The following is a 17,517-nucleotide window of genomic DNA, read 5'->3' on the forward strand; positions in this document are numbered from 1 at the left end:
CATGTCACTCTTGCACCCTTACCCTGACGACAAACTGAAGCGCTGCATGCGAATTCGATCGGGGTGCTCATTGCGACGGGCATTGTGCCGCCGGCGAGGCGCAGTCCCGATAGCCATATCCAATGCGGTAGTAGAACTTGCCGATGGTAACGCCATTCCGGCTGACGCCATGCGTCTGGATATCCGTGAGGCGATCGAAGTAGCGTCCCGCGCCGGGTTTATCGACGTCGCTCTTTTTCAGGCTGACCAGCATGATGGTGCGGCCCTGCATTTCCGCAGGCCTGTACCAATATCCGTACATGAGACTATCGTTGCCAAGCGGACCGGCGCCGACGGAGTTGCCCGCAACGTTGCCGTCGCGCCTGTTGTAGAAAGCGAGTTCGCTGGCAACGAAGTATTTGTCCATGCCTGCCACAAGCACGCTCTGGCCCGCCTGCTCCTCGACAGACCGTTCGATCAGGCCGACTTCGCGGCCGAGATCGTCCCAGGCCACCGGCAATGTGCGGATGTTTCCGAGATGGCCCGCGAACGGCAGCCCGAGGACCAGATAGTGCAGACACACGGCGTATATGGCCAGCGTACCAAGCAGCGTCGGCGCCCAGGACCGGCGCAGCGCTGCGGCAATCCTGGAAGAACCGGAATTGGCGTCGATGATGGTCGCGGCGACGGCGGGCAGGATCGCGAGCCACACCGGTCCCGTCCAGTTGAGCTTCACCTCATGCCCGAGACTGAACGCTGCAAAAACCGACAGGGGCGTCAACGTGAACACCAGCATGAACAGCGTCCTTCGTCTCATCTGCACATCGGTTTTCTGCGCCGTGACGAGGCGGCGAAGACATGAGGCCAGCGCTGCGATTGTGACGATGAGCCCAAGCGGCGTTAGCAGCAATGCCGCGCTTGCGACCAGCGCCGGGGGGGAAAAAGCCGGCGTGTCGGCGAGACGCTGGGTGCTCTGGAAGGCGAAAGACGCCCAGCCATGTGTCGCATTCCAGTAGATGACAGGGCTGAACAGGAAAAGCGCCGTCGCAGCTGCAAGATAGGGTTGCGGCCTCATCAGCCATCGCCTTGCTCGCGGGTCGATGAGCATGAAGATCAGGGCTGCGGGGCCGAGCAGCGCAATCGTGTATTTCGACAGCATGCCGAGACCGGCACAGACCCCCACGCCCCACCAGGCATTGCGCTTGTCTGCAACCAGCGCCCGTTCGAGGAAGTACAGCGCCCCTGCCCAGGCCGCAGTCAGGGGCACGTCCGGTGTCATCAGGAACCCGGTGTAAAAGAAGACGGGTAGCACGGCGGTGAGGACAAGCCCGACAATCGCGGTCGTCTTGTCGAAAAGATGGGCTGTCAGGCGGTAGACGAACAAGCACGTAACGATCCACGCAAGGTAGGCCCCGATGCGGACGCCGAATTCGGTATCGCCGAAAAGCGCGGTCCCAAGCCAGATCATCCACGCGGACATCGGTGGGTGATCCAGGTAGCCGATGTCGATATGGCGGGAGAAGTTCCAATAATAGGCCTCTTCCGGCAGAAGATCGACGACGCCGATATATGCGAGACGCAGCGCCAGCATATAGGACAACACGCCAGCTGCCGCCGACTGCCAGCGCGCCAGCGCCGAGGAAGGCCACGTCATCCGGAAGACGAAAAAGTGATTGCCGAAATAGCACGCAATCGCAGAAGCGCCGGCACCGAGGACGATTGCGGCTGACGGCGACCATGTCAGCAACGCCATCGCGTCCGCAAATACCCCGCCGCGTAGTCCGAACCCCAGAAAGCAGATTGCCACGTAGCGGCCAAGCTGATGCCAGACGCCTCCTCCGGCTGCCGCTCTGGAGTGCAGAATGTAGGAAAAGGTCGACACCACAGCAAAGCTCGCGGCCAATGCCACCGGCAGGCTGATGCCGAGACCGAAAAGTATCTCGAAGAGCAGCACGTCGATAGCGTAGGCCGTCAAGCTCACCCAGAGGAGAGGACGTGCTGCGAGCCCGGATCGTTGCTCCACGGAAATGTCGAGCGCTTGCCTGGCAACTGAGCCGGTACCTCCGGCCACCATCGCAGGCGTCGTCACGTCGCGCACGACAGACCGGGGACCAACAGGTTGAAACGGGCAAAACTGGTCATGTTCGGAGTACGGCTTTCTCTGAGGCCAGTCTGTTGGGCTGGCGGCACTTTGAAGTCGACCACAGCAAGACGGACCGATGACGGTTGCCGTTCACTATCTTGCGCAAAGCTGACAGACGCCTGAACCTGCCTGTTCCGGGGAGGCAAACAGCGCGCCCCAGTCGAGTGTCACCGGTATTTGGCGGGGCGCATTGATCGAGAACAATTTCAGGTGAATGTCAGTATAAACGTGCATCTACCGACGCTAATGCTTCGGGGGTAGCGGATTTGCGTATTCTTTTGGTCGAGGACAACTTCCTCATCGGCGATGCGCTGCACGACCACATCGTAGCGGATGGATGGGACGTGGACTGGGTGCTGACCCTTGAGGCCGCCCGCGTCGCCGCAGACGAGGGGTCGTACGCTCTGGTGCTGCTGGATCTGCATCTGCCTGACGGAAGCGGGCTCTGTCTGCTCCGTTCCTTGCAGCAGACGTCGCCGCACATCCCTGTCATTATCCTGTCCGCTTACGACCAAGCTTCCGACAGGATCGAGGGGTTGGAAAACGGTGCGATTGACTACCTGACGAAGCCCTTCGACCTTGGCGATGCTCTTGTCCGTATTCGCCGTTTTGCCAGGCCTCAGGGGATCTCACCCTGGTGGCCGTCGCTGAAGACGATCGCCGGATGCGGATTGCGCACGGTAAATGGCGTTTCAAAGAAGAGCGTCAGTCACTTTGATTGAAAATTTTCTGGCTTGACCGTGGACGCTCAGAGATAGCGGCGGCTGGTCATGCCCTCGGCCACCGCCAGAACTCCCGCAAAAATCACCACGGACGATAACCAGCCAAGGATGACATCCGAGAGATAGTGCGCGCCCGTGAGCACGCGCATCACGGGGATGACGAGGGAGATAAAGGCCATGGGCAATCCCAGCGTCAGGCGCCAGCGTGCCGGCAAAAGAAGGATGAGACAGAAAAGCCATCCCGCCGACGATGCCTCTCCCGACACGAAAGAGCAGTTCTTGAGACATTTCCCTGCGAACGAACCCGCCTGGACAAAATCCAGCTGGCCTCCGAACCAGGACGTCTCGCGCGGGCGTGGGCGGCCTGAAAACGTCTTCAGGAAAAGGTTGACGGTCAGGCCGCAACCGAGCGCGAGAGACATCAGCGCTGTCAGGCTGAGCATCACCCTCGGGCTCTTCCAGTCCGCAGCGGAAGTGAATTTGCAGCGGACAAGGTCGGCAATCAAGACGGCGACTGCGATGTAGGGAAGCACGAAGAGCACGTTGCGCGCGGCTGTGAAAAACGGGCTGGCATCGTAGGCAAAACTGCCGCAGGTCCGGCCGACGGCGTCGAATATGCTGCAATTTGTGCCGGTGAAGAACCGCTGTGCGACGGCGATATCGATGGAAGGAAAGGCGTTGAACAGAGCGAGGATTGCCCACCAGAGAACGAACGTGACCATAAATATGACGCGGCTTCTCGCCGTATAGGCTTGCGGGGCAGCAACGCTCGTCAAATCAGACATCGGCACAATATTCTCGCTTACGGTGTTTTATCCCACCTGCCTTGCTGCGTTCGACGCCCACGATCATCTGCAGCTATACTGCTGGATATCGCTCGACGCTGACAGGAGCCTGAAGCGCCAGAGGAAATCTGGCTGCACCCTTGCACACTGCTGTCAGCCCCCCGCACCCTCGCCCTGCTGTGCCAACCCAGCGGCGTTCCGGCATCTGCCTACCGCGCCCGTGTGAAAGGTTGATGATCCCGTTGGTATCATGCACGTCGGCGTCCTGGTCGCCGCTGCCTGCTGTGCTGGTCCGTTGAAACAGCCATGTCTGGCAGGTATCGGTCTTCGCCGAGAAGCGCTCGATCATAGGCGTGCCGATCAGGTTCGGCGTCGTCCCTTGCGAGGGCCGATAGCAACCGCGCAGACCGGCTGAGCAGACGCGTGATCTCCAGCCATGCCCTGTAGGGCTGGACAGATAGATAATGCCAGCGCGAAAGATGAAACGCCCGACGGTGGCCCTGTATCTGTGATATCAGGCCGATATCCTGAATGACTGGTACGGGAACGACGAAGGCTGCCTTCAGGCCTGCGAAATATTCAAGATCGAAGGCAATGTCGAAGGGAAGGCGCATAGGCATCAGGCCGGTGACGAACCACTCCGCCGCCCGACGGTTGATGACATAGGCACCCGAACCTTTTTCGCGCGTCAGCGCGATCGCCAGGCTCCGGCGGGGCGTGATCTTGCGGAAAACATGCTTTTTGCCGCTGTTGACGCTCGATAGCCGCAGAATATCCCAGGTCTCGCCGGCTTCGATAGCGCCTTGGATCAGGTCGCTGATATCGTCGGGAAGAACCGCGTCGTCCTCGAGCACGAGGGCATGCTCCGACGATGAGGCCAGCAGCCGGCGAGCGCATTCGATGTGGCTGAGATAGCATCCGACCTCGGCCGGGTTCCGCCGCCTGCCGTGGCGCAGGACATAGGCGCGCTCGGCAAATTCGGCGGTCGGGAACTGGATTGCCCTCCCATCGATGGCGGAGACCCTCTCGAACGGCAACGACAGATCCGAAAGCATCGAGGTCATCAGTTCCAGACGGTCGGGCGCCCTGTCCAGATTGATCAGATAGACAGGGACGGTAAGTGTCTCGCGATTGACCCGGTGCATGTCGTCATTACCCGCTGCGATCTCTTGTCGGCACATTCGCCGATTTGCCGCCACAGCTATTGGCGGCAGAAATTACAGCTGACTTACGGAATAGCGGCGACACGGCAGCAGGCCATCCCGCCGCGACTTTCATGCGTGCTAGCGGTCGTCTGAATCGCCATCCGACGCGCCACGCAGAGAGAGTGCTGCGATGGCCGATGGCACATTGGCGGCCGATGAGGCGCCAACGGTCGGCTTTGAAATGTCCGGCGGATTGGCAGATGCAGCTGGCAAAACCGGTGGTCGTGCCTGGACGGGTGCGGTGGTGGAAAGGGCGGCGATGGATGAAATTGCAGACATGGGCGCATCTCCTTTGGCCGGCCTTCGCATCATGCGTCGGGGGCAGCCAGATTGAGCGCACGGTTCATCCATCCGCGTTTGGCGACGGGCTATGAGAGCCAATCGATCGCTTCGCCGGTTATGGCGGCTGCAGCTTACGGGCGACTTACAGAGCTCGAGGAGAAGAGGGTGTCGGAAAGACCATCCGCGCAGACGCTCCGCCGCCGGTCGGGTTAGACAGGATCAGCAATCCCCCATGCGCCATCATTGTTTCGTCGACGATGGAGAGGCCGAGGCCCAGTCCATCGGAACGATCGCTGACGGACTGCTGGGTTCTTCTTGCCACCGGATCGAGCTTGATGGGCGGAAACCCTGTCCCCTCGTCCGTGACTGAGATTTCGCGCTCGTTGCTGACGGTGATCGTCACCGTGCCGGCGACAGGACTGTGTTCGACCGCATTCTCGATCAGGTTTCGCAGCGCCCGGAAGATGAAGTCGTTGGCGCCGCTGATGAGAACAGGGTGGTCTGGCGTGATGATCTCGATCGACCTCCCCTTCTGGATTATGATCGGGGCGAGGAAGGCGCCGACGCGACGGACGATCTCGCAGAGGTCGACGCAGTCGTCCGTTTCGAAATGAAGGCCGCCGAGCCGCACCCTGTCCACCAGCTGCGTGACAATCCGCTCCAGCGCATCGAAGTCTCGTTCGAGATCGCGGGAAAACGCTCCGTCGGATGCCGAAAGCTGCGCCTTGATGATGGTCATCGGCGTGCGCAGCTCGTGGGCGATGTTGCCGGAGAAGCGCTCGAGGGCCAGATAGCCGCCCTGCAGCCTGCCGAGCGCGTTGTTCACAGCCTTGACGATGGCCAGCACATCGGGCGGCATGTCGCCTTCGGTCAGGCGAACGCTGATGCTGGCCGGGCTGATCCCTTCCGCCTCGCGTGCCGCGCGGGTGAGTGGCCGGAGCGCGAGTTTGGCAACCACGATGTTTGTCACGAGGATCGCCACGACGAAGGGCAGCCAGATCCAGGCTATGTCCCCGACGAATTCTTCTAGGACGCTGTCGAACACGAGATGACTGCTGGGAAAGGCAACCTGGACATAGCGAGCCAAGCCTTTGTCGGCAAGGCGCAGCGACAGGCCAAAAAGTCTTGGGATGCCGTCATGGGCAGGCAGTGAGAAATAGCGCTGGTCGACATCGTCGGCGGGCACGAGTGGTCCGGAAACACCGTCGGATGCGCTCAGCAACTCGTTCGCACCGCTCAGCACGGCGTATTGGCCGTGCAGTTCGCCAAGCCGGTTCACCACAAACTTGAAGCCGCCCTGCTGCAAGGGCAGTTCCTTGGCCATTCCCCGGGCAAAGGTCAGCAGCGTCTCCTCGCGAAAGCGATTGTTGGCCGATGCGAAGCGGATGTAGAGAAAACCGATGCTGGCGAAGACCGCAAGCGTCGCCACGAGCGACATGGAGAGCACCAGCCGCGAAAACAGCGATAGTTTTCGGTAGCTCATGGCCGCTTTTCTGCCAGCATGTAGCCGAGGCCGCGCAGATTGTGGATCTCGATCTCCGCCCCTGCCCCTTCCAGCTTCCGTCGAAGGCGGTGGATGAGCACCTCCACCGCGTTGGAGCTGACTTCCTCACCGAAGCCGTACATCGATTCCTCGAAATCGGCGCGCGATATAACGCGCGAGGACCGTCGCATGAGAAGTTCCAGCGCCGAAAGCTCGCGACGGCTGATGTCGAGATCATGCCCGCCGACCCGGACGCGATATTGCGCGGGATCGAGCTCCACGTTGCGCTCGCTGAGGACCGACGTGCGCATGGTTCCCGGCCGGCGCAGCAGCGCGCGAACCCGTGCAATCAGAACATCCATGACGAACGGCTTGCAGAGGTAGTCGTCGGCGCCACGGTTGAGCAGGTCTATCACAGACGAGCTATCGTCGCGGGCTGTCAGGATGAGGATCGGCGCGGATGGCGCGTGCCGCCGGGCGGGCTCCAACAGCGACGCGCCGTCGCGATCCGGCAGGCCGAGATCGAGCACAATCACATCGTAGGCGACGACAGCCATCGCCGCCTCTGCCTCCTCGGCATTCGAAAACAGATCGGCTGCAAAGCCTGCCGCCTTCAGCGCACCGCAGGTCAGTTTGCCGAGGCGGCTGTTGTCTTCGACCAAAAGCAGTCGCATCCAACGGTTCTCCAGATGGCGAAGTTTAAGTTTTGTGGTGCTTTTCTATGCGGGAACGGCTGCTGCCAGCGTCAGCCTACGGTCATCCGGCGCAGGACATTTGTCTTCCAGTAGAACTGGTGGACCAGCGCTCCGAGCACATGGCCGCCGATCAGCACCCAGAGGATAACCTTCAGCACATCCGCATGAATACCGCCTGCGACGTCGATGCCGAAATAGTAGGCCGCCCCACCGGTCAGCGGCATGGCAAGCAGCAGGAGGTAGAGCGTTGCATGCGCGAACTTGGCAGCGATGCTGAAAATCTTCGGTTCCTGCGAAGGCGATGCCGGGGCGCCGCTGGTGAAGCGCAGGAAAAGGCGTGCGATGACGATGAAGAATATGGCTATGCCGACATAGGCGTGGATATTGGCGCTTGCGATCTGGTCTGCGCTCGCCGAGCCGGTCTCCTCGATGGCGCGGTTCCACTCGCTCATGCCATCGGGAAGCAACAGGTTGAAGAACACTAGGAGAACCGTCAGCCAGTGAAGCACACGCTGCGGCAGCGAAAACGAATTTGAATGGTGATTTTCCAAGACGGGATCTTTCAGGTTGGGTGATCTGCTTGGTGAAAGCTAAGATACCAAACAGCTGACATCGACCTGAACACTATTCGAGAAATTGTAAATTCGTAACGATGCAATAAAGGGTTGATAAGCTGTCTATGTAAGTCTGGCGTAAGTTTTGGCCTTCAATGGCCGTCGCATTTCGGAATCCGGTCTGGTATGGACCCTGCCACCGGACCTATCGAGGGAACGCTTGCGTGTTGGTGAAAAAGACGTGTCTGCATAAGTCCGCCGCGGCAGTTGTTGACGTCCGAACACGCGCGTCCGCAATCCTTAAGGTCATTCCGCGTGCACTATAAAGCCGGCGGGATACGCGTCGGTAACTGGTGGCCGGTCATGCTGCTGGCTGCGGTGCTCGCGGCGTTTCGGCTCTTTGCCATGGCACACACCGACCTCAATTCCGACGAGGCTTATTACTGGCTTTGGTCCCGCGTTCCCTCGGCCGGTTATTACGATCATCCGCCGATGATCGCCTGGTGGATATGGCTGTCCACCCATGTCTTCGGCGATACCGCGCTCGGCGTTCGCGCCTTACCCGTGTTGTCGGTCTCCGTGGCATCGCTGGCGGTGTATGCGACCGTCATCGAACTCTATGACGACACCCGATTGGCTTTTCGTTCTGCGGTCTGGCTGAACGCAATGTTCCTGGTGGGGCTCGAGGCTATTTTCGCGACCCCAGATGCGCCGTCTGTGATGTTCTGGTCCCTGACAATCTGGGCCCTGGCGCGCCTGCGACGCACGGAAAATCCGCTTTGGTGGATCGTTGTCGGTGTACTTGCCGGAGCCGGCTGCGTCGGCAAGTACACCAACTTCTTCATCGGTCCCGGGATCCTGCTGTGGCTCTTACTTGATCCCAGGGCCGTACGCTGGCGCTTTAGCCCATGGATCCTGCTGGGAGGCTTGGCGGCCTTTGCGGTCTTCATGCCGGTGCTGGTCTGGAATGCAGATCATGGCTGGGCGTCCTTTGCCAAGCAGTTCGGCCGGCTCGGCGATCATCATCCGGCGCTCAACTCGCTTGCCACATTCATCGGCGGGCAATTCGGACTGATGAACCCGGTCATCGCCATCTTCGCGGGTATTGCGGTCTGGCGGTTTTGCCGCCATTGCCAAAATCGCCGGTCGGACCCCTTCATCTTTCTGGTCGCACTGACCGCCCCCCTGGTCGCGTATCTGATCATTCACTCGCTGCACGACTGGGTGCATCCGAACTGGCCTGCCCCTGCCTACCCGGCGCTTGCCATTGCCGCAGCGGTGGCAGGTGAGGCTTCGGGCAACGTCCATCTGAGGCGTCTCCGGCTCTGGGTCGTGCCGGTCGGCATAGGACTGTCGTCCCTGCTCCCTCTCTACCTCGCCACGCCGATGGGCGAGCGCGTTCCGTTTACGAGCCCGGCCGACACGGTCATCGGCTGGCAAGACCTGACGACGGAGCTGGAAGGCCGCAGGCAGCAAACCGGTGCCGCATGGATCGCCACGACCGACTATGGGCTCACAGGCGAAATCGCCTTCTATTCGCATCAAGCAGACAAGGTTCAATCGATCGTCGATCGGCAGCGCTACACATTCGAAAGCCCCGACGCCTCTCTTGCGGAAAAGTCTGCCTTGCTGGTGGTGCGCACCGGCGAAGGGCGGCTGGCACAGTATCTGAAATGCTTCCGATCCACCGGCCCCGTCGAGCACGTTGCCCGCCGTGCCGGGACGAGGGTCATCGACGACTATTCGGTCGTTGCCGTCTCCGGGGCTGCAGGCAATATCCTGTCCAGCGGTTGCCAGGCAGCGCAATGATCGGGTTTCAAAGCAAGCGGTTGGGACAAATGACGTCTCGCCCGCGTCACCTCGACGGTATCGCCTTGAGATAGGCGGCGATCGCTTCGCGGTCCGAGGCGGGCAGATGGGCGAGGTTCTGCTGGACCTCCACCATGGAACCGCCGACGCTGTCGAAATCCGGAGTCATGCCGGTTTCCAGATAGCTTGCGATATCGGCTTCGCTCCAGGATCCGATCGACTTTGAGCCGGGCGTGATATCGGGAATGTTGCCCTCTCCCTCAGGATTGGGGGCGCCCGCAAGCCAGCTGTCGGCCTTGAAGCCACCCAGCGGATCGCGCGGGGTATGGCATTCGCCGCAGTGACCGGGTCCCTCGACGATGTATTGTCCGCGCTTCACCTTGTCGCTCGGATTGTCCAGCACGACGCGTGGCTTTTCACTGAAGTACAAGAGTTTCCAGCCGCCGAGCAACAGCCGGATGTTGAAAGGAAACGGCAGCTCGTGGGGTGGTGCGACGTTGCTGCTCTTCGGCAATGTCTTCAGGTAGCCGAACAGGTCGTTCACATCGGCATCGCTCATGCGGCTGTAGGAGCCGTAAGGGAAAGCCGGATAAAGATGTTCGCCGTCGGGTCCAACGCCGCGTTTCATGGCGTTGCCGAACTGCGCAAGTGTCCACTTGCCAAGACCTGCGGTGTCATCCGGGGAGATGTTCGGCACATGAAACGTGCCAAACGGGCTCTTGAGCGCGAGGCCGCCGGAGAGGACGAGCTTTGCATCGCCTTCCGCACCTTTGGCCGCATGGCAGCTCGAACAGCCGCCCGTCCAGAAAACCATCTCGCCCTTCTTGACGTCCGGAGTTCCGAGGTTGGCCCAATGGCTATCGGGAAGTGGAGTTGGCTTGGTCAGGACATAAAATCCCGCCACGCCAGCAAGGGCGGCGCCAGCAATGATTGCCAGGACCCGCCGAAAATTCAGGATCAAGGTCTTCCTCCCATTTCAGTTTCGGCGGATTTGGCGATGTCAGTCAACGCGCCGCTGCAACCGGAGGCGCGCTACTCCTTCTGCCGGTAGACCTGATGACAGCTGCTGCAATCCGCGCCGAGCTGCTTCAATGCCGGGCCGAGGGCTGCAGCGTCTGCCGGCAGTTTCATGGCGATCATCTCGGCATCGGCCGAGAGCTTGTCGGCATGCGCCTTGAAGTCGGCCGGGTTTTCCCAGATCTTCGGGCTTGCAGCCTTGTCGGTCTTGTCCGAATCCGGCTTGAACTGGTCCGGGAAGGCCTTGGCCGTTTCCGAAATCGTCATGAGAGCAGCTTTCACTGCCGCTGCATCGTATGGCTTGTCGCCCTTTGCCATTGCCGCCATGATGCCGACGGAACCGCCGATCTTCTTCATCATGGCCTCGCGGGCAGGCTTGGTTCCCTCGTCAGCAGCGAAGGCGGCAGTCAATCCCATTGCAACGACGAATGTAGTCATCATCATTTTGGCGCGCATAGCTTTGTCTCCGATCATGAGGAACTCTGTCCAGGTGGTGGCCGGAAAGGCACTGTCGGGCGTTTCGCGAACCTGCTGGCTGTCAACGACGAGGGGTCGAGGCCGCGCCATCGAGCGGGGGCGACCTCGGCTGGTTTCAGGGCGTGACTGTCAAGGTTGCAGCCATGCCAGCTTCATAGTGTCCCTTGATGTTGCAGAACACAAGGTAGCTGCCGGGCTTCAGATTGACCTTGAGCTCGCCGTTGGCGCCTGGCTTCAGGTCGGAGACTTCACCAAGGCTCTTCAGCTGCTTCTCGTCGACCCGGTGCTTGGCGGTGTTCAACGGGATCTTCTGGTCGGCCGACTTGAGCTTGACCACGATCATCTCGTGATTTTCCGTCGCTGCATCGTTGTGAACAGAAAGGACAGCCGGGCCGGCCTTGACGGTCATCGGATCGAGCTTGAGACCCATAGCGCCCCCGCCCTCGCCGGTTTCAACCACCTTGATCGTCGTCTCGGCCCATGAGGGCGAAGCAAAGGCGACCAGAGTTACTGCCGCAACAGTGGCAAAAGTCATTTTCAAGACATTCATCGACAAGTCCTCCTTTTTGCACGGTGATTACCGTGCAAGCTTCATCGCGAGTGTTTATTACAAGAAGCTTACAGGGGCCAAGTTTAGTTAACAAGTCCCTGATTTCCTTGACTTGCGATGGCGAGCAACCTCGTAGAAACAAATACCGGCTTGCCCGAATACGGATAGTTTTGCCTTCAGATGGTGACGCCTGTACGACGGGCGATGAGATGATCGACGGACAGTCTTCCGGGTCCGCCGGCGATGATGACGAGGAAGCAGACAGCCCATGTGCCGTGGGTTGGCCAAGCGTCGGGATAGACGAAGATCTCGATGACCAAAGTCATCCCCAGCAGTGCCAGTGCCGAGAGCCGGCTGGCAAACCCGATCACCAGCAGCAGGGGGAAAAAATGTTCGGCGAATGCCGACAGGTGGGCTGCAAGCCATGGATCGACGAAAGGCAGCTTGTACTCCGTCTCGAACAGATAGACGGCATTGTCGGTGACATGCCAGCCGTCGACCTTCGTTTCGCCCGATTGCCAGAAGACGGCGGCAATCGACAGCCGCGAAAGCAATGCGATTGCGTCGTGCGGAATACGATCGAGGAGACGCAGTATGGCGCGACTTTTCCCCAGCAGCGTGCGGTCCGGCCTTGCGGCCAGGGTTATATCGTCGGTCATGATGTGTCTCCAGATGGATCAGATGATTGCGGCGAAGGCGCCGGATTGCAGGATGCCCGCGAGATTGGTGGACAGGTCGAAGTCTGGGGCCTCATTGATGGCAGCCACTGCCGCCGTCCCGAGCGTTTGGCCTTCGGCCAGCGCCGTCACGAAGGTTGCTCCGCCCGGTGGCAGGCGATGAATATTGACGATCATTTGCGGCCTGACGATCATCGCGTCTTCACCGCGCCAATCGTCTATCGGCGCGAGCTCCAGTTCCCCCGCATTCATCGCCCAGATGGTAACGGCCGGCGTGGTGAAGCGCAGGACGGACATTGACGGATGCGGTCGGATAATGACCCCGGCGAGATGCTCCGGCGCAACCGTTGCAAGCTCTGCGCCGTCGAGCGGCATGCTGTCCCCGGCGTTATAGGCCATGCTGCGGGCAGCCTCCAGGCGGATGACATCGGGCAGATATGTCAATTCCCGGGCCGGTTCGAACTCAACCACGAAGGCGGCAAAATCGTCACCGTAGGCCAGAAGCAGAGGCGAAAGTGGTGGATGGCAGCGGACGAATTCAAGCGCCATGGCTGTAAAGAATGCCTCGCCGACGATCTCGACAGTGACCGGAAACCGCGCCGACAACGCGCCTGTCAGGGCCATGGCGACGTTGTTGCGGTAGACGTCGAACCGCCGTGCGGGGTGCCGCCCGTTCCAGGCGGTCAGGCCGTCCGGCATGTCGCGGCGCGGGTCGCCCAGGGCGTTAGCAAACTGGGCCTGTGTGTCGAGGGACATGGCGACCTCAGGCTGCTTGGCGGGCAGCGGCCCGTTGCAGGATTGCATCGGCCATTTCCGCTTCGGCACGCAAGATAGCCCAGGACGGAACGTCGTTGTCCCATTCCACCAGGCTCGCTACGGGGCCGGTGCGGGCAATTACCTCTTCGTAGAGCGCCCAGACGGGATCCTTGACCGGCGTGTCGTGGCTATCGATCAGCAGCGGCGCGCCGGCGTCGTCGGTGGTTTCGGAATGGCCGCTCAGATGAATTTCGCGCACGGCCTGCAGCGGGAAGCGGGCAAGGTACTCGCGGGGGTTCATGTGATGGTTGGTGGAGGCGACGAACACGTTGTTGACGTCCAGCAACAGGCCGCAGCCGGTGCGACGGACCAGTTCCGCAAGGAACTCGGTTTCGTCGATGCAACTCTCCTCGAACAGCAGGTAGGTGGCCGGATTTTCCAGCAGCATCTGGCGCTTCATCGTCGTCTGCACCTCGTCTATATGTTCCGCGACACGGGCCAGCGTCTCCTCCGTATAGGGAAGCGGTAGCAGGTCGTTGAGGAAAACGCTGTCGTGGCTCGACCAGGCCAGGTGCTCGGAAAAGCTCTCCGGCTCGTAGCGATCGCAGAGCATCTTGAGCCTGTAGAGATGCGCGGTGTCGAGCGCCTGCATCGAGCCGATGGAGAGGCCGACGCCATGGATCGACAGGGCATAATCCTCGCGCAGGCGGCTAAGGCGGGCATGCGGCGGTCCGCCGGCACCCATGTAGTTTTCGGCATGCACCTCGAAGAAGCCGATCGGCTGTCGCTCGGCATCGATGGCGGAAAAATGCTCCGGTTTGAAGCCGACGCCGGCACGGCCCGGCAGTGTGGGGGATTTCATGGCACTCTCCCTTCGATAACGGGGGCGGCACGACAATCGTGCCGCCGCTCTTGGCTGAGGTCGCCTCGCAGTAGGCTCAGATCGGGGCCGGACCCTGGGTCAGCGTGCCGTGGCCCTTGGGTGTCGTCATCGTGACGCAGCTGCCGGCGGGAACGAGCTTCCAGGAGTTCTGCTGGTAGTCGACCTTGGAGGTACCGGCGCATGTGGTGCCGGCACCGGCGGCGCAATCGTTCTGGCCCTTGAGGGCGACGCCGTAGCATTTTTCCTTCTTGGCATCGGCGGCCGAGGCCGAGACGGCGCCGATGAGGCTCAAGGCCGTTGCCAGAGAGGCGACGACGACGGTTGTCGTAAGGTTGGTCATATCAAACTCCGATGAATGGATCGCTGTGCGGGCGTTTCGGCTCAGACCGGCTTCAGCATGCCATGGCCATGCGGCGTCTTCATCGAAACGCAGGTGCCGGTCGGTACGAGCTTGAAGGATGCCTTGTCGTAGCTCATCGTCGACTTGCCGGCGCAATCGTGCTTGCCGGCAGCGCAGTCGTTCTGGCCTTTCATGGCGACGCCGTAGCACTTTTCCTTGGTGTCGGCGGCGAAGGCTGCAGGGGCGGTAATGGTTGCGAGTGCCGATGCCAGCGAGCCGGCCAGTGCCAGTGTAGCGATGCTGTTCTTCATAATTTTGTCTCCCGTCGATGAGCCGTGATTGGCTCGCAACAGGGACTACGGCGACGACCCGAGGGTTGTTACAGGCCGTTCGAAATCTTTTTGCAAACGGCCCTTGCCGTCCTGGCGAATGCGCGGGACAAGGCTTGCCTGCAAGGATATTGGCAGAGTGCAAAAGATTGTAGCAGCATCGGTAACAAGATTGTGCGTCTCGCCGTAGGGGATGATGTGGGTTGAATTATTCAGCGCGCGAAGAGCAATGGGCGGAGTGGATGCGCAGCGCCATCGAAGGCGACACGCAGGCCTACACCCGATTTCTGACGGCAGTGACACCTTATCTGCGAGCCATGGCGAGAAGACGCTGCGAGCAGCTTGGCGCGCCGCCGAGCGAAGCGGAAGATGTCGTTCAGGAAGTGCTTCTTGCTGTGCACCTGAAGCGGGGAACCTGGGACCCTGCCCGCCCCATCGGTCCATGGCTGTCGGTCATCGTCCGCAACAAGCTGATCGACAGCCTTAGGCGAAGGGGCCGCAGGGTCAACGTGCCGATCGAGGACGTCATCGAAACGCTCGAAGCCGAGCCGTCGAGCGATGGGTTCGACCGGCTCGACGCGGAACGGATTCTGCAGCATCTGAAGGATCCGCAGCGCGACATAGTCCGCTCTATCTCCCTGCAGGGAACGAGCATCGGCGAAACGGCCGCAAGGCTTAAAATGACGGAAGGTGCGGTGCGCGTTGCGCTGCATCGGGCCTTGAAGTCCCTGGCCCTGTTCTATCGGAGTGAAACGCGTGAAGACGAATGACCTGATCAGCCTCCTGGCGGAAGACGCCCCGGTCCGTGTACGGCTCGGCCGCAGACTGGCGCTGGCGTTGGCGATCGGCATCGTTGGATCCGCCGTCCTGCTACTGTCGACCATCGGCATGCGTGCCGATATGGCGGATGCGATCGATACGGTGCGTGTCGCTTTCAAGCTGCTCTTGACACTGACATTGGCAATTATCGCCTGCGTCCTCGTCTTTCGGATCGGCCGCCCCGGTGCATCGCTGACGATCTCGCGCTGGTTGTTGCTGCCGCTTGCGGCGTTGGTCGTGGCAGTCGCCAGCGAACTGATGGTCGTTCCCGAGGTCGTGTGGAAATCCAGCATGATGGGTCAACACGCCGCATTCTGCCTCATATTCATCCCGGTATTGTCGCTGGTGCCGCTCGCGGGCTTCATGCTCGCCCTCCGCCATGGAGCGCCGGAAAGTCCGCGGCTGGCGGGCGCTGTCGCCGGCCTTGCGGCTGGCGGTATCGCGGCTGCCATCTATGCCTGGCACTGCCCCGACGACAGCCCTCTGTTCGTCGCATCCTGGTACATGATGGCCGTCACCCTCGTCACCGGCATCGGCGCACTGCTCGGCAACCGCTTGCTCCGGTGGTGAAATTACCAGGTGGGCGCCGCAGCATAGCTGCGACGCCCATTCTTCGGGGAGGAGAGCGGTAGATCAGGCCGCCTGTGCGGCTTTTTTGGTGCGGGCCCATTCCGGCAGCCATTCGCCGTGGGCTGCCAGCAGGTCATCGACCAGCGACCAGATCTGGTCGAGATCGAGTTCGGCGGCTGTGTGCGGGTCCATCATGGCGGCATGGTATATGTGCTCGCGGTTCTCCGTCATCAGCGCCTGGACCGTGAGTTCCTGCACGTTGATGTTGGTGCGCATCAGGGCCGTCAGCTGTGGCGGCAGGGCGCCGATGTAGGTGGGCTGGATCCCCGACGCATCGACCAGGCAAGGGACCTCGGCGGCGCAATTGGTCGGCAGCGAGGTGATGCAGCCGTTGTTGCGGACGTTGCCGTAGATCACCGAGGGTTCGCCGGTCCAGACCGAGTTGATGATCGACGAGGCGTATTCCTTCGACTGCGCGACTTCGATCTTGTCGGCGCTCCGGTATGTATCCGCCTGGCTTTGCCACTTGGCGATCTGCTCGATGCAGCGTTTCGGGTATTCATCGAGCGGAATGCCGAACTTCTCGATCAGGTCTTCGCGGCCTTCCTTGATGAAGTAGGGGGTGTACTCCGCGAAATGCTCCGAACTCTCGGTGACGAAGTAGCCGAGCCGCGTCAGCATCTCGTAGCGCACCTTGTTAGGGCAGCGCGGGTTCCATGTCGGCTTCGGCGCCCGGCCTTCGCGGTAGCCGCGCAGCAGGTCCGGATAGAGATCGCGGTAGGAGCCATCCGGCTGGCGATGCTCGAACTTCAGGAAGAAGGCCATGTGGTTGATGCCGGCCGAGCGATAGCGGATTTCCTCGTAGGGAATCTCGAGATCCTCGGCGAGTTCCATTGCCGTGCCCTGTACGGAATGGCAGAGGCCGACCTGCTTGATGGTCGGGTATTTCTCGGAAATTGCCCAGGTGTTGATCGCCATCGGGTTGACGTATTGCAGCAGGATCGCGTCCGGGCAGACGGCCAGCATGTCCTCGCAGATCTTCCACAGATGGGGGACGGTGCGCAGGCCGCGCATGATGCCGCCGACGCCGAGCGTGTCGGCAATGGTCTGGCGCAGGCCGTATTTCTTCGGCACCTCGAAGTCGGTGACAGTGCAGGGCTCGTAGCCGCCGATCTGGAAGGCGACGACCACGAAAGCCGCCTTGTCCAGCGCCCGGCGTTGATCGGTAAAGGTTTCGACCGTGGCCGAGGCGCCTAGTGTCGACGCCAGCTTGCGGGCAACGATGGCGCTCTCTTCGAGACGCTGTGGATTGAGATCCATCAGCGCGATCCTGGCGCCTGACAGGGCGGGACGCTGCAGCACGTCGCCGATGATATTCTTCATGAAGACGGTTGAACCGGCGCCGATGAAAGTGATTTTGGGGTTGTTTGCCATGTAAGCCT

At 61.0% G+C, this 17,517-nt stretch carries 20 protein-coding genes; 4 read left to right on the forward strand and 16 right to left on the reverse strand.

Annotation, left to right across the window (positions count from 1 at the left end; translation table 11 throughout):
• Window positions 1-67 precede the first annotated feature (67 nt).
• A complete protein-coding gene (locus EQW76_RS14440; RefSeq protein WP_142825070.1) occupies window positions 68-2,068 on the reverse strand; it encodes a glycosyltransferase family 39 protein in 2,001 nt (666 codons plus the stop codon).
• Between the two features lie 332 nt (window positions 2,069-2,400).
• On the opposite strand from EQW76_RS14440, the gene EQW76_RS14445 reads away from it, so the two are divergent.
• On the forward strand, window positions 2,401-2,844 hold the full coding sequence (locus tag EQW76_RS14445) for a response regulator (protein WP_224127996.1): 444 nt from the start codon (window positions 2,401-2,403) through the stop codon (window positions 2,842-2,844).
• Window positions 2,845-2,870: 26 nt separating this feature from the next.
• On the opposite strand, the gene EQW76_RS14450 is transcribed toward EQW76_RS14445, so the two are convergent.
• The 6 genes from EQW76_RS14450 to EQW76_RS14475 all read right to left on the reverse strand — a co-directional run bounded on the left by EQW76_RS14450 (window position 2,871) and on the right by EQW76_RS14475 (window position 7,845).
• Window positions 2,871-3,629: a phosphatase PAP2 family protein gene (locus EQW76_RS14450; protein WP_142825072.1), complete on the reverse strand. Its 759-nt coding sequence runs from the start codon at window positions 3,627-3,629 to the stop codon at window positions 2,871-2,873.
• A gap of 248 nt (window positions 3,630-3,877) precedes the next feature.
• Entirely contained in the window at window positions 3,878-4,774 is an 897-nt protein-coding gene (locus EQW76_RS14455; RefSeq protein ID WP_142825073.1) for a glycosyltransferase family 25 protein, read from the reverse strand.
• Window positions 4,775-4,912: 138 nt separating this feature from the next.
• A complete protein-coding gene (locus EQW76_RS14460; RefSeq protein WP_142825074.1) occupies window positions 4,913-5,113 on the reverse strand; it encodes a hypothetical protein in 201 nt (66 codons plus the stop codon).
• 145 nt (window positions 5,114-5,258) lie between these two features.
• Window positions 5,259-6,599 (reverse strand): ATP-binding protein, encoded by a 1,341-nt coding sequence (locus tag EQW76_RS14465; RefSeq protein WP_142825075.1) that lies wholly within the window; start codon window positions 6,597-6,599, stop codon window positions 5,259-5,261.
• A complete protein-coding gene (locus EQW76_RS14470) occupies window positions 6,596-7,273 on the reverse strand; it encodes a response regulator transcription factor (protein ID WP_111221038.1) in 678 nt (225 codons plus the stop codon). Before EQW76_RS14470 ends, EQW76_RS14465 begins: the two co-directional genes overlap by 4 nt.
• A 71-nt stretch (window positions 7,274-7,344) precedes the next feature.
• Entirely contained in the window at window positions 7,345-7,845 is a 501-nt protein-coding gene (locus tag EQW76_RS14475; RefSeq protein WP_142825076.1) for a cytochrome b/b6 domain-containing protein, read from the reverse strand.
• 318 nt (window positions 7,846-8,163) lie between these two features.
• Between EQW76_RS14475 and EQW76_RS14480 the strand changes: the two genes are divergently transcribed.
• Window positions 8,164-9,657, forward strand: coding sequence for a glycosyltransferase family 39 protein (locus EQW76_RS14480; protein WP_142825077.1), 1,494 nt, complete (start codon window positions 8,164-8,166; stop codon window positions 9,655-9,657).
• A gap of 46 nt (window positions 9,658-9,703) precedes the next feature.
• On the opposite strand, the gene EQW76_RS14485 is transcribed toward EQW76_RS14480, so the two are convergent.
• From EQW76_RS14485 to EQW76_RS14520, 8 genes are all read right to left on the reverse strand, one after another.
• Window positions 9,704-10,618, reverse strand: coding sequence for a cytochrome c (locus EQW76_RS14485; RefSeq protein WP_142825078.1), 915 nt, complete (start codon window positions 10,616-10,618; stop codon window positions 9,704-9,706).
• Window positions 10,619-10,689: 71 nt separating this feature from the next.
• Window positions 10,690-11,130, reverse strand: a complete 441-nt coding sequence (locus EQW76_RS14490) for a cytochrome c (RefSeq protein ID WP_142825079.1) — start codon at window positions 11,128-11,130, stop codon at window positions 10,690-10,692.
• Window positions 11,131-11,266: 136 nt separating this feature from the next.
• Window positions 11,267-11,686 (reverse strand): plastocyanin/azurin family copper-binding protein, encoded by a 420-nt coding sequence (locus tag EQW76_RS14495; protein WP_142829468.1) that lies wholly within the window; start codon window positions 11,684-11,686, stop codon window positions 11,267-11,269.
• A 191-nt stretch (window positions 11,687-11,877) separates the two neighbouring features.
• Window positions 11,878-12,360 (reverse strand): DoxX family protein, encoded by a 483-nt coding sequence (locus EQW76_RS14500; protein WP_142825080.1) that lies wholly within the window; start codon window positions 12,358-12,360, stop codon window positions 11,878-11,880.
• An 18-nt stretch (window positions 12,361-12,378) separates the two neighbouring features.
• Window positions 12,379-13,182, reverse strand: coding sequence for a DNA-binding domain-containing protein (locus EQW76_RS14505; RefSeq protein WP_224127998.1), 804 nt, complete (start codon window positions 13,180-13,182; stop codon window positions 12,379-12,381).
• Entirely contained in the window at window positions 13,142-13,996 is an 855-nt protein-coding gene (locus EQW76_RS14510; protein ID WP_142825081.1) for a DUF692 domain-containing protein, read from the reverse strand. The genes EQW76_RS14505 and EQW76_RS14510 overlap by 41 nt, the downstream gene beginning before the upstream one ends.
• A gap of 76 nt (window positions 13,997-14,072) precedes the next feature.
• Window positions 14,073-14,357 (reverse strand): DUF2282 domain-containing protein, encoded by a 285-nt coding sequence (locus tag EQW76_RS14515; protein WP_142825082.1) that lies wholly within the window; start codon window positions 14,355-14,357, stop codon window positions 14,073-14,075.
• Window positions 14,358-14,398: 41 nt separating this feature from the next.
• Window positions 14,399-14,668 (reverse strand): DUF2282 domain-containing protein, encoded by a 270-nt coding sequence (locus EQW76_RS14520; RefSeq protein ID WP_142825083.1) that lies wholly within the window; start codon window positions 14,666-14,668, stop codon window positions 14,399-14,401.
• A gap of 221 nt (window positions 14,669-14,889) precedes the next feature.
• Between EQW76_RS14520 and EQW76_RS14525 the strand changes: the two genes are divergently transcribed.
• Window positions 14,890-15,456 (forward strand): sigma-70 family RNA polymerase sigma factor, encoded by a 567-nt coding sequence (locus tag EQW76_RS14525; protein WP_142825084.1) that lies wholly within the window; start codon window positions 14,890-14,892, stop codon window positions 15,454-15,456.
• Window positions 15,443-16,075, forward strand: coding sequence for a DUF1109 domain-containing protein (locus EQW76_RS14530; RefSeq protein ID WP_142829408.1), 633 nt, complete (start codon window positions 15,443-15,445; stop codon window positions 16,073-16,075). The genes EQW76_RS14525 and EQW76_RS14530 overlap by 14 nt, the downstream gene beginning before the upstream one ends.
• A gap of 63 nt (window positions 16,076-16,138) precedes the next feature.
• Here EQW76_RS14530 and EQW76_RS14535 read toward each other — a convergent pair whose 3' ends face one another.
• Window positions 16,139-17,509: an alpha-glucosidase/alpha-galactosidase gene (locus EQW76_RS14535; protein ID WP_142829406.1), complete on the reverse strand. Its 1,371-nt coding sequence runs from the start codon at window positions 17,507-17,509 to the stop codon at window positions 16,139-16,141.
• Window positions 17,510-17,517 lie beyond the last annotated feature (8 nt).

It is taken from the genome of Rhizobium sp. rho-13.1, from assembly GCF_007000305.1.
GTDB lineage: Bacteria > Pseudomonadota > Alphaproteobacteria > Rhizobiales > Rhizobiaceae > Rhizobium > Rhizobium rhododendri.

Bases quoted from the DNA above. Each gene is read 5' to 3' on its own strand.
- EQW76_RS14510 (WP_142825081.1), bottom strand. From the start codon at position 13,996: ATGAAATCCCCCACACTGCCGGGCCGTGCCGGCGTCGGCTTCAAACCG.
- EQW76_RS14520 (WP_142825083.1), bottom strand. From the start codon at position 14,668: ATGAAGAACAGCATCGCTACACTGGCACTGGCCGGCTCGCTGGCATCG.
- EQW76_RS14495 (WP_142829468.1), bottom strand. From the start codon at position 11,686: ATGACTTTTGCCACTGTTGCGGCAGTAACTCTGGTCGCCTTTGCTTCG.
- EQW76_RS14505 (WP_224127998.1), bottom strand. From the start codon at position 13,182: ATGCAATCCTGCAACGGGCCGCTGCCCGCCAAGCAGCCTGAGGTCGCC.
- EQW76_RS14450 (WP_142825072.1), bottom strand. From the start codon at position 3,629: ATGTCTGATTTGACGAGCGTTGCTGCCCCGCAAGCCTATACGGCGAGA.
- EQW76_RS14455 (WP_142825073.1), bottom strand. From the start codon at position 4,774: ATGCACCGGGTCAATCGCGAGACACTTACCGTCCCTGTCTATCTGATC.
- EQW76_RS14490 (WP_142825079.1), bottom strand. From the start codon at position 11,130: ATGCGCGCCAAAATGATGATGACTACATTCGTCGTTGCAATGGGATTG.
- EQW76_RS14535 (WP_142829406.1), bottom strand. From the start codon at position 17,509: ATGGCAAACAACCCCAAAATCACTTTCATCGGCGCCGGTTCAACCGTC.
- EQW76_RS14515 (WP_142825082.1), bottom strand. From the start codon at position 14,357: ATGACCAACCTTACGACAACCGTCGTCGTCGCCTCTCTGGCAACGGCC.
- EQW76_RS14465 (WP_142825075.1), bottom strand. From the start codon at position 6,599: ATGAGCTACCGAAAACTATCGCTGTTTTCGCGGCTGGTGCTCTCCATG.
- EQW76_RS14470 (WP_111221038.1), bottom strand. From the start codon at position 7,273: ATGCGACTGCTTTTGGTCGAAGACAACAGCCGCCTCGGCAAACTGACC.
- EQW76_RS14500 (WP_142825080.1), bottom strand. From the start codon at position 12,360: ATGACCGACGATATAACCCTGGCCGCAAGGCCGGACCGCACGCTGCTG.
- EQW76_RS14460 (WP_142825074.1), bottom strand. From the start codon at position 5,113: ATGTCTGCAATTTCATCCATCGCCGCCCTTTCCACCACCGCACCCGTC.